The sequence below is a fragment of the Planktothrix sp. genome (assembly GCF_046067725.1).
In the GTDB taxonomy this organism is placed as follows: Bacteria; Cyanobacteriota; Cyanobacteriia; order Cyanobacteriales; family Microcoleaceae; genus Planktothrix.
On sequence record NZ_JBJUDF010000320.1, the window covers coordinates 1 to 8,931 of the forward strand.

The 8,931-nt window shown below is 37.6% G+C and carries 9 protein-coding genes; 2 read left to right on the forward strand and 7 right to left on the reverse strand.

Annotated features, from left to right (window positions below):
• Positions 1–199 precede the first annotated feature (199 nt).
• Positions 200–682 (reverse strand): CRR6 family NdhI maturation factor, encoded by a 483-nt coding sequence (locus ACKPEB_RS19805; protein WP_408966711.1) that lies wholly within the window; start codon positions 680–682, stop codon positions 200–202.
• Positions 683–845: 163 nt separating this feature from the next.
• Between ACKPEB_RS19805 and ACKPEB_RS19810 the strand changes: the two genes are divergently transcribed.
• Positions 846–1,295 carry a Fur family transcriptional regulator gene (locus ACKPEB_RS19810; protein WP_408966712.1) on the forward strand — a complete coding sequence of 150 codons (450 nt, stop codon included), beginning with the start codon at positions 846–848 and terminating at the stop codon, positions 1,293–1,295.
• Positions 1,296–1,336: 41 nt separating this feature from the next.
• On the opposite strand, the gene ACKPEB_RS19815 is transcribed toward ACKPEB_RS19810, so the two are convergent.
• Complete coding sequence (locus ACKPEB_RS19815; RefSeq protein ID WP_408966713.1) at positions 1,337–1,807, reverse strand: DUF4079 domain-containing protein; 471 nt, start codon at positions 1,805–1,807, stop codon at positions 1,337–1,339.
• Positions 1,808–1,969: 162 nt separating this feature from the next.
• On the opposite strand from ACKPEB_RS19815, the gene ACKPEB_RS19820 reads away from it, so the two are divergent.
• Positions 1,970–3,361, forward strand: coding sequence for an ankyrin repeat domain-containing protein (locus ACKPEB_RS19820; protein ID WP_408966714.1), 1,392 nt, complete (start codon positions 1,970–1,972; stop codon positions 3,359–3,361).
• A gap of 43 nt (positions 3,362–3,404) precedes the next feature.
• Here the strand turns inward: ACKPEB_RS19820 and ACKPEB_RS19825 are convergent, their stop codons facing one another.
• The 5 genes from ACKPEB_RS19825 to ACKPEB_RS19845 all read right to left on the reverse strand — a co-directional run.
• Positions 3,405–6,539 carry a type I restriction endonuclease subunit R gene (locus ACKPEB_RS19825; protein ID WP_408966715.1) on the reverse strand — a complete coding sequence of 1,045 codons (3,135 nt, stop codon included), beginning with the start codon at positions 6,537–6,539 and terminating at the stop codon, positions 3,405–3,407.
• A 57-nt stretch (positions 6,540–6,596) separates the two neighbouring features.
• The gene (locus ACKPEB_RS19830) at positions 6,597–6,809 is read right to left on the reverse strand and encodes a hypothetical protein (RefSeq protein ID WP_408966716.1); all 213 of its coding nucleotides are present in this window, start codon (positions 6,807–6,809) and stop codon (positions 6,597–6,599) included.
• Positions 6,796–7,233, reverse strand: coding sequence for a PIN domain-containing protein (locus ACKPEB_RS19835; protein ID WP_408966717.1), 438 nt, complete (start codon positions 7,231–7,233; stop codon positions 6,796–6,798). The genes ACKPEB_RS19830 and ACKPEB_RS19835 overlap by 14 nt, the downstream gene beginning before the upstream one ends.
• A 4-nt stretch (positions 7,234–7,237) precedes the next feature.
• Complete coding sequence (locus tag ACKPEB_RS19840) at positions 7,238–8,575, reverse strand: restriction endonuclease subunit S (protein ID WP_408966718.1); 1,338 nt, start codon at positions 8,573–8,575, stop codon at positions 7,238–7,240.
• Between the two features lie 3 nt (positions 8,576–8,578).
• Positions 8,579–8,931 (reverse strand): type II toxin-antitoxin system VapC family toxin (locus ACKPEB_RS19845; protein ID WP_408966719.1); only part of this gene is annotated, 353 nt, incomplete at its 5' end.

Sequence of the window (8,931 nt, forward strand, 5' to 3'; positions counted from 1 at the left end):
CCCCTCTCCTGCAAGGAGAGGGGGGACTAATTATTACTATTAAACATCAAAAATCATTAATTACTCCCCCTTCCCTATTAGGGAAGGGGGCTGGGGGGTTAGGTCACAAAGGTTTTTGAGAGAGAATGAAACAGCCCTGGGGAGTAGGGGGAGAAGAGGGGCAGGGGAGGCAGGGGGAGAAATTTCTGTTCCCTGTTCCCTATTCCCTAACAATATGTTCAAAGAAGGAATCATCGAGGTCGTAGCCGAGCATTTGGGCGATGGACATGAGGCGGGATTTGGGGGAGAGGTTGTGTTGGGTGAGCCAGTGGTTGAGGATAAAGATTTTTTGCATTAAAAAGATTTCTAGGGCTTCGGGGTTATATTGGATGCCTTCGCTACGATGGAATTGGTGAGGAACTAACATGGCGACATAACGAGCTAATTCACCGGATTTCCAGTCCAAAACGAAGGGAAACCAAGGATAGTAAGCATCGAGGCGAATGAACCATAATCGGACTTCAGGAACTTCAGAGATTTCTCTGGGGTCTTCTGGGTCACGAGAATAGTTGATGACGAAGCGAATTTGCTGTTCATAAGCGGTAATCTCGCTGTTTTCGAGGAGGGGATCAATCACGGTTTGAACCGGGGACAAATCTAAATGATTTACTTGCTCAGAATTTAGCGTTATTGTAATTGCCATTCAATGTCAACCTTTGTTGCTGTCGATTTAAGATTCATTTTAGAGGGGAGGGGATAACTGAAGTTGGTTAAAATTCTTAAGATAGAATAGAAGTATAGTGTGAGTGTTTAATCTGTTATCTCAAAACTTATTTAGATTAGATAAATAAACTGAGGCGAGAGTAGTGAAACCGATTCGTTCTTTAGAAGATGCCATAAATTCTTGTCAAGCCAGAGGGATGCGGCTCAGTCGTCAGCGCCGTTTAATTTTAGAGTTACTTTGGCAAGCTCAGGAACATTTGTCCGCTAGGGACATTTATGATCGATTAAATCAACAGGGAAAAGCGATTGGTCATACATCGGTTTATCAAAATTTAGAAGCTTTATCCCGTGAAAATATTATTGAGTGTGTGGAACGCTCTGATGGTCGTTTATATGGTCATATCAGCGATTCCCATTCTCATGTTCATTGTTTGGATACGGATCAAATTTTAGATATCCATATTGAATTACCCCCAGAATTATTAACTTTAGTTGAACAACAAACGGGCGTGAAAATTACGGATTATCAAATTAATTTTTACGGCTATCGAGTTAATTCTGTGAGTTTCATTGAAGAAGCCAAAGCGTCTTAATCGGTTATTTTGTAGGGGCGGGGTTTTCCCGCCCGTAGGAATTACATATTGCTAATAATTCGTTGTACGATTTCCATTCCGGTGACAGCTTGCCACGCAAAGAGTCCTAGAATTAGGGTATTGAGCGCAATGTGGCTAACTCTAGCCCAATCGGCTCCTTTTTGCATATAGGGGGTTAAGGAAGCAGAAACGGCTATCATGGCGGTCATTCCCAGTCCGGCTAACAGGTGGGGGCCAACAAATAGTTTGCCATTGTTAATATAAGTTACGCCCATGCCTCCAATGGTTCCCAAAACCATCAACGCTAACAGCAGAGAACCGATTTGGTGATGTTTAAGATTAAATTTTCCTTTAATTAATTCTTTTTTGGTGTCTCCTTGGGCTTCACGGGTACGACGAATTTGCACCCCCAAATACATCGCATAAACGGATAATCCCAATAAAACCCACATCAGCAGAGGGTGAAAGAAGTTCAGCCAAGGTTTAATTGATGCTGGAATCGGCAAGTCCATAGTGTTCTCTGAGGAATTCATAAAACTTAATAAAACTTAGCATACACCAGTTCAGCCTTACCCGTCACGCCTAATCGTCTGGGAACACTTGATCTTTTTTGATCTGCCTGCGAAGATTCTGGAGAAGTGTTCACACCCCTACTCTAACCCCCGAAACCCAATATGGGCGCAACTCAACAATACAATCAATTGATTCATGCTGTTAAAACAGGGAATCTGATTAACACCCGCGCGTTACTCTATAGGGGTGTTAATCCGAATGCGAAGGATAAAGAAGGGATTAGCGCCTTAATGTTGGCGGCGACGAAGGGATATACCGAAATTGCTCGAATTTTGATCGATAAAGGAGCCAATATTAATTATGCCAGTAAACGCTATGGCATGACGGCGTTAATGTTGGCGGCGGCTCATCATCAATTAGATGTGGTTCGTTTATTAATTGAACGGGGAGCTCATATTAATGCCAAAAATGAAGATGGAAGTACGGCGTTGATGGTGGCGTCTGTTAAGGGTGATATCGAAATGGTTGATTTATTATTAAGGGCGGGTGCTGATGTTACCATTGAAGATCAAGATCGAGATACGGCTTTAAAATTAGCATTATCTCAGGGACATTTATCGATTGTTGAGGTTTTGCTGAAGAAGGAAAATTCTGATTCAAAAGTGGGTTTATTACTGTTACAAGCAATTCAACAACAAGGGATACAAGCGGTACAAATTTTATTAGAATCTGGGGTAGATGTGAATGTTTGTAACCGCGAGGGAGAAACCCCATTAATGTTAGCGGTTGATGGTGGAAATTTGGAATTAGTTCAAGTTTTATTAGGGGCGGGTGCTGATATTAATCGGATCAATAATGATGGGGGAACGGCGTTAATGGCGGCTGCGGCGGCGGGTCATGTTGCGATCGCAGAATTATTATTAGAAGCGGGTGCTGATCTTAATCTTCAAGATCAAGATGGAGAAACGGCTTTAAATTTAGCTGTGGTTGAAGGTCATTTAGAGTTGGTAGAATTATTATTAAATTGGGGGGCGAAAGTCGATGTTAAAAATCGGTTGGGTGATACGCCCCTAATGGTGGCAATTTTACAAGGTTATTCTTCTATTTTTAAGAAATTAATTCAATCATTAAAACAAGAAAATTTATCTCATATTTTAAATAATAAAGTATTCGGAGAAACAATATTAACGGTTGCTATTCAATCGGGTAATATAGAATTAATTGAGATTTTATTAGAGGCGGGAGCCGATATTAATGGTTGTGCAGACCAGGGGAAAACCGCTTTAATGAAAGCAGCGATGCGGGGGGATCTGAGGATAGTTCAGGTCTTGTTAAATCGAGGAGCCGATTTTAATTTAAAAGATAATTCCGGTTCAACAGCGTTAATGTGGGCGGCTGCAAAGGGTTATGAAGAAACGGTTAAATTATTAATTCAGTTTGGTGCAGATATTAATCAAAAAAATCAGGGGGGATATACGGCTTTAATGTTAGCTGAATTTAATGGTTATAAATCGGTTGTTCAACAGTTGAGGAATGCTAATGCTCAAGAGTAATTCCTATTTTCTATCTGAGGATAGATTCAAATCGTTAAGGATTTCATACCACCACAAACTCGGTGAATACTTTTGCTTGTTCTAATACTAATTCAGTGGCTAACGCCTGCATATCAGGGGGATAACCATATTGATTCAGTAAGCGTTTAACCATCACTTTGATTCTAGCTCTAACGCTGTCTTTCAAATTCCAATCAATTGTTGCATTCTGCCGAATTCTTTGAACTAAAACAATTGCTAATTCTCGTAACTTTTCAACCCCCATTACTTCTGTAGCACTTTCATTTTGAGCGAGAGCATCATAAAAGGCTAATTCATAAGGTTCTAATTGTAATTCTTCCCCCCGTTTATTGGCAGCTTGGGTATCCTTAGCAATTCCTAATAATTCCTCAATAATATCCGTTACACTAATCACTTGATTTTGATATCTTCGCAACGCTTCTTCTACCATTTCTGACAGTTTGCGACTTTGAACAATATTCGTACGACTTTTGGCTTTTACCTCATCTTTTAATAAACGAGTTAATAATTCAACGGCTAAATTTTTATGTTCCATTCCCTGCACTTCTTCCATAAATTCATCAGAAATAATGGAAATATCAGGATTCTTAATTCCAATTTCATCAAAAATATTAATCACCGCACTAGAAACAAGCGCTTGGTCTACGACTTGACGAATGGCGGTTTCAATTTCAGTGTTACTCACACCTCCATCACTGGGTTCTAACTTCCTCAAACTGGCTTGAATAGCTTGGAAAAAAGACACTTTTTCCGCTTCTCTAAGCACATCAGGATGGGGAACTGCTAGAGAAAATGCTTTAGAAAGGGCAACAACCGCATTTTGAAAGGGAGTTTTAACAGACGGGTCAGCAATATAATTTGTGGCGGTTTTTAATAAATTTAGTTTTTCTCCTGTGGAGGCTGTAAAATAATCTTGATAAGGACAACCCGCCATGATTTGTTCCACAATTTCTAACTTAGCTAGAAAAATATTAACGGCTTCTTCTTGGTCACTATAAAGATCACCTTTGCCCCCACTTTGAGAATAAAAAGAAAGGGCGTTTTTGAGTTCATGATTTAACCCTAAATAATCAACAATTAACCCTCCAGTTTTCTCAAAATAAACTCGGTTAATTCGGGCGATCGCTTGCATTAAATTATGGGCTTTTAACGATTTATCAATGTACATTGTATGCAGACAAGGGGCATCAAAACCCGTTAACCACATATCACAAACAATGACTAATTCTAGGGAATTATCGGGGTCTTTGAGGCGTTGAGCAAGAATTTGACGGTCTTTTTTACGGGTGTGGTGTTTAACGAGTTTTTCCTCATCGGATGCTGCGGTTGTCATCACTACTTTAATATTGCCATTATGGAGAGTATCACTATGCCAGTCAGGACGCAATTTAACAATATTCTCGTAAAGATCAGCAGCAATGCGACGACTCATTGTAACGATCATTCCTTTACCCCGGTTAACTCTTTGTCGGTGTTCAAAGTGGGTAATAATATCCTTAGCAATCATTTTTAACCGTTTGGTAGAACCGATAATAGCTTCTAATTGGGTTTGATTCGCTTTAGCTTTTTGAGTAGTGCTGAAGTCTTCATATTGCAAATCATCATCGAGTTCATCTAACAGTTTTTTTCCTTTCTCATCGAGGTGTACTTTCACTAACCGACTTTCATAATAAATGGGAACTGTTGCTCCATCTTTCACCGCTTGAGCAATATCATAAATATCAATATAATTCCCAAAAACAGCCGGGGTATTTTTATCAGTTTGTTCTACAGGAGTTCCGGTAAACCCGACAAAAGTAGCATGGGGGAGAGCATCCCGCATATACTGAGCAAAGCCTTTTTTTGTCTGTTTCCCGATAACATTTTTTTCTGCATCTTTGAGGTCAATTTGTTTAAGATTAAAGCCGTACTGACTGCGGTGAGCTTCATCGGCTAAGACAATAATATTAGAGCGTTTGCTGATTTCAGAATAAGAGGTTTCGTTATTTTCGGGTGAGAATTTCTGTACTGTTGTAAATACAATCCCCCCAGAATCAACGGTTAAAAGCTCTCGAACTTGGGCGCGATTTTCTGCTTGTTGGGGGTCTTGACGTAACAGTTGACGACAGCCAGCAAAGGTATCAAATAGTTGGTCATCTAAATCATTTCTATCGGTTAAAACAACAACCGTCGGGTTATTGAGTTTTAATACTAATTTTCCCGTTAAAAAAACCATTGTCAGAGATTTACCGCTTCCTTGGGTATGCCAAACGACACCCCCTTTAGAATCTCCCCTAATCACTGCTTCTAAAACGGATTCAACAGCTTTATTAACGGCATAATATTGATGATAAGCTGCAATTTTCTTAACGGTTTGTAGGGTTGTAACTTGGGTTTCAGGGTTAACAAATTTAACTTTTTCAAAAACCGTAAAATGCCGGATAAAGTCGAGAAGTGTGGTTTTATTGAGGATACCGTTGGTTAAAATTTCTAATTCATTGCGGTTAGAATCTTGTTGACCGTTGGGGGTTTTCCAAGCCAGAAAACGGTTAAAATCAGCCGAGAGTGACCCCACACGAGCTTCTAAACCATCGGAAATAATTAATAAAGCATTGTAGGTAAATAAACTCGGAATTTCTCGTTTATAAGTTTGTAATTGATTGTAAGCTGCTTTCAAATCAGCTTGTTCATCAGAAGCATTTTTGAGTTCAATGACAACCAAGGGTAAACCATTAATCAATAAAATAATATCCGGTCTGCGGTTGTGGTTATCTTCAATAATTTTATATTGATTAACGGCTAAAAATTCGTTATTTTCAGGATGATTAAAGTCAATTAACCAAACCTTACCGCCTCTGCTTTCTCCATTCCATTGATACTCAATATCTATTCCTTCTGTTAGGTATTGATGGAACGTTTCGTTATTATTGAGAAGGTCAGGAGTGTTCAGGGTTGTAATTTGTTGAAAGGCTTCTTCTCTAGCTTCTAAGGGAATATCAGGGTTAAGCTTGGCGATGGCATTTTTCAGCCTATCTTTTAACAAGATATCACTAAAAGTTTCTCGTTCTGAGTGTTGACCTTCCGGTTGAATATCATAACCATATTGATACTTGTAACCGAGGGTTTCAAGTAGTTCTAGGTTGTAAAGTTCGATTTCGTCTTCGGTGGTAAATGCCATAATTTAAGATTATATTTGATCGAGAAAGCGGGCAAAGTTTAGAAATTCTTCTGTAGTTTAATCATTGTTTTCTTGTGCTTGGATTTTTTCATAAAGACTATCAACGGTTTCTCCAGCAAAGAGTTTGTCTTTGAGTTCGGAATATTCCCCACTTCCTAAGTTACAAATTGCCCAAAAACGGCTGATTTTAGAAGGGTCTAAATTTTCGATTAAAATATTAAAGACTTCATCTATAATTTGTTGGTCGTTGTTAAGATTAATTTTCATCATCTAACTCCTCGATAAAATTAATAGGATTAATGGCTGGGATGGCTAGGGCTTGACAACGGTTGAGTAGTCGTTTATCACAAGTGATAAAATAATTACTTTTTGAAGATTCAAAACTAGCAACGTGAAGGGCATCTATGGGCTTTATGCCTTCTGTTTCCAGTTGTTTTGCTCTTTGCCTGATGGTTTCATTTAGAGGTTGAAATAAACTAGCTTCGGTGAGGTATTTCTTAATAGCTGTTTGGATGATAAGAACTGGGTTTTTCTGATTTTCATATTCTAATACTGATGAGTTTACGGATTCTATCTGTTGGGTTTCTATTAAATTAAGGATGATTAGGACAGCTTGAGTCTCTAGGTATATTTTAGCTTGTGTTTGGTCATCATAAGGGCGATTATATACACTGGTATCTAAATATATTCTCATGGTTTTACTCCTCCTCTATTATACTCTCACCTTCCTTAACCCTAATTTGACCACTCATTAATTTAGGTAATAGAGTGTCACGGGTTTTAGTTAGGGTTTGGATTTGATTAGTATTCTGCTCAATTTTTCGGTAAATAGGAACAAAAAATGGTATTAATTTTGATAAAACTAATGGGTTATATATAATTAGCGTTAAATTATTTAATGCTTGAATTGTTAAAGCTTTTTGAGTGCTACCAATTGTACTAACTTTAATTTGTTGCTGTGTTAACTCATCTTTTAGCCAGAAATAAATTAATATACCATTAAATCCATTCCTAAAGTTTTTTATCCATGTTAAATTTCCATCTTTAAAATAAAAATAATCATTTTTTCTGACTATATAAGAAATACCAATTGTACCCACAGAAGTTAGTAAAATGTCACCTTCTTGAGGAATACTAAATTTTTCCTTTATTTCATTAAACTTTTCTAAGCTTATATACAATTCAGTGCTTATTGATTGTCCTAAAGATAACTCTATAATTTCTTTAGAACGATAAAATGGAACTCCTGAATCTTGATATTCTGATTGAAAAATACGTTTGCTAGAAGTAATATCAGCTACTTCCCCCAACTTCCCAACACGCCACCCTTCGGGAATATCCCCCAACTCAGAAGCAACCATCGCACCACCGGATGATTTATAAGGTTTGCCGTCATCGTTGGGAAATTCAAAGTCAATAAACCAATGCTTAAACAGCGTTTGTGCTATTTTTTCTAGGGTTTCGTTTTGGCGACGGAGGTTGTCTATTTTGTTGTCGAGACAGGATAGAATATCAGCTATTTGTTTTTGTTCTGCTTTAGAAGGATAAGGAACAGTTATTTGTCTAATATTTTTCATTGGAAGTGTAGGTTGTGAACTTCCAACTACATATTTATTAACTATTTTTTTAAATGTTTCTGTTCTAAAATAACTAAATAAAAAATATGTGTAAAACTCGTTAGATACTCTAATTCTGCAAATATTAGGTGCTAAATGGTACTTGTCATCGGCATCCACTAAAGCAAATTGTCCGATATTGGCTCCAACATAAGTAAATAATATATCATTTTTATATAGCTTAGACCTTACTAAAGAATCTGAGGCATTTTTTGAAATTGTTTTTACATCGTTTAAATCTAATTCTCCATTCCTAACATTCAATGCTCTTAAAGCGATGATTTCCCCGCCTTCAATATATTCAATATATTCAGTAAATTCAAAGCCAGCTAATTTTGTAACATCTGCTATTTTACCTAATTCAGCCACTTCCCAATCTTTAGGAATTAAACCTATTTCTGTCTCTTTCCACTCACTCATAACTCAAACCCCACCTTCACTAATATTAAACCAATTCTCTATTCTCAACCTATTAAAATATTGAAAATCAGAAACATTATTAGTTACTAAAACTAAATTATTAGTAAACGCAATAGCAGCAATCTGTCCATCACCAAAAGCAGGTATTTTTCCCACTTTAGACAATCTTGCTCTTTCCTGTGCGTGATATTTTGCCGCCTTTAAATCATAATCAAACAAAGGTAACTGTGCCAAAACCACATTCCTAATATAATCCTCCAAATCTTGCCTTCTCTTTGAATCAGGAAGCCGTAAACAACCAAATAATAACTCATGTATCACTAAAGTTGCAGTGGCAATTTCCCCCTTGCATAACC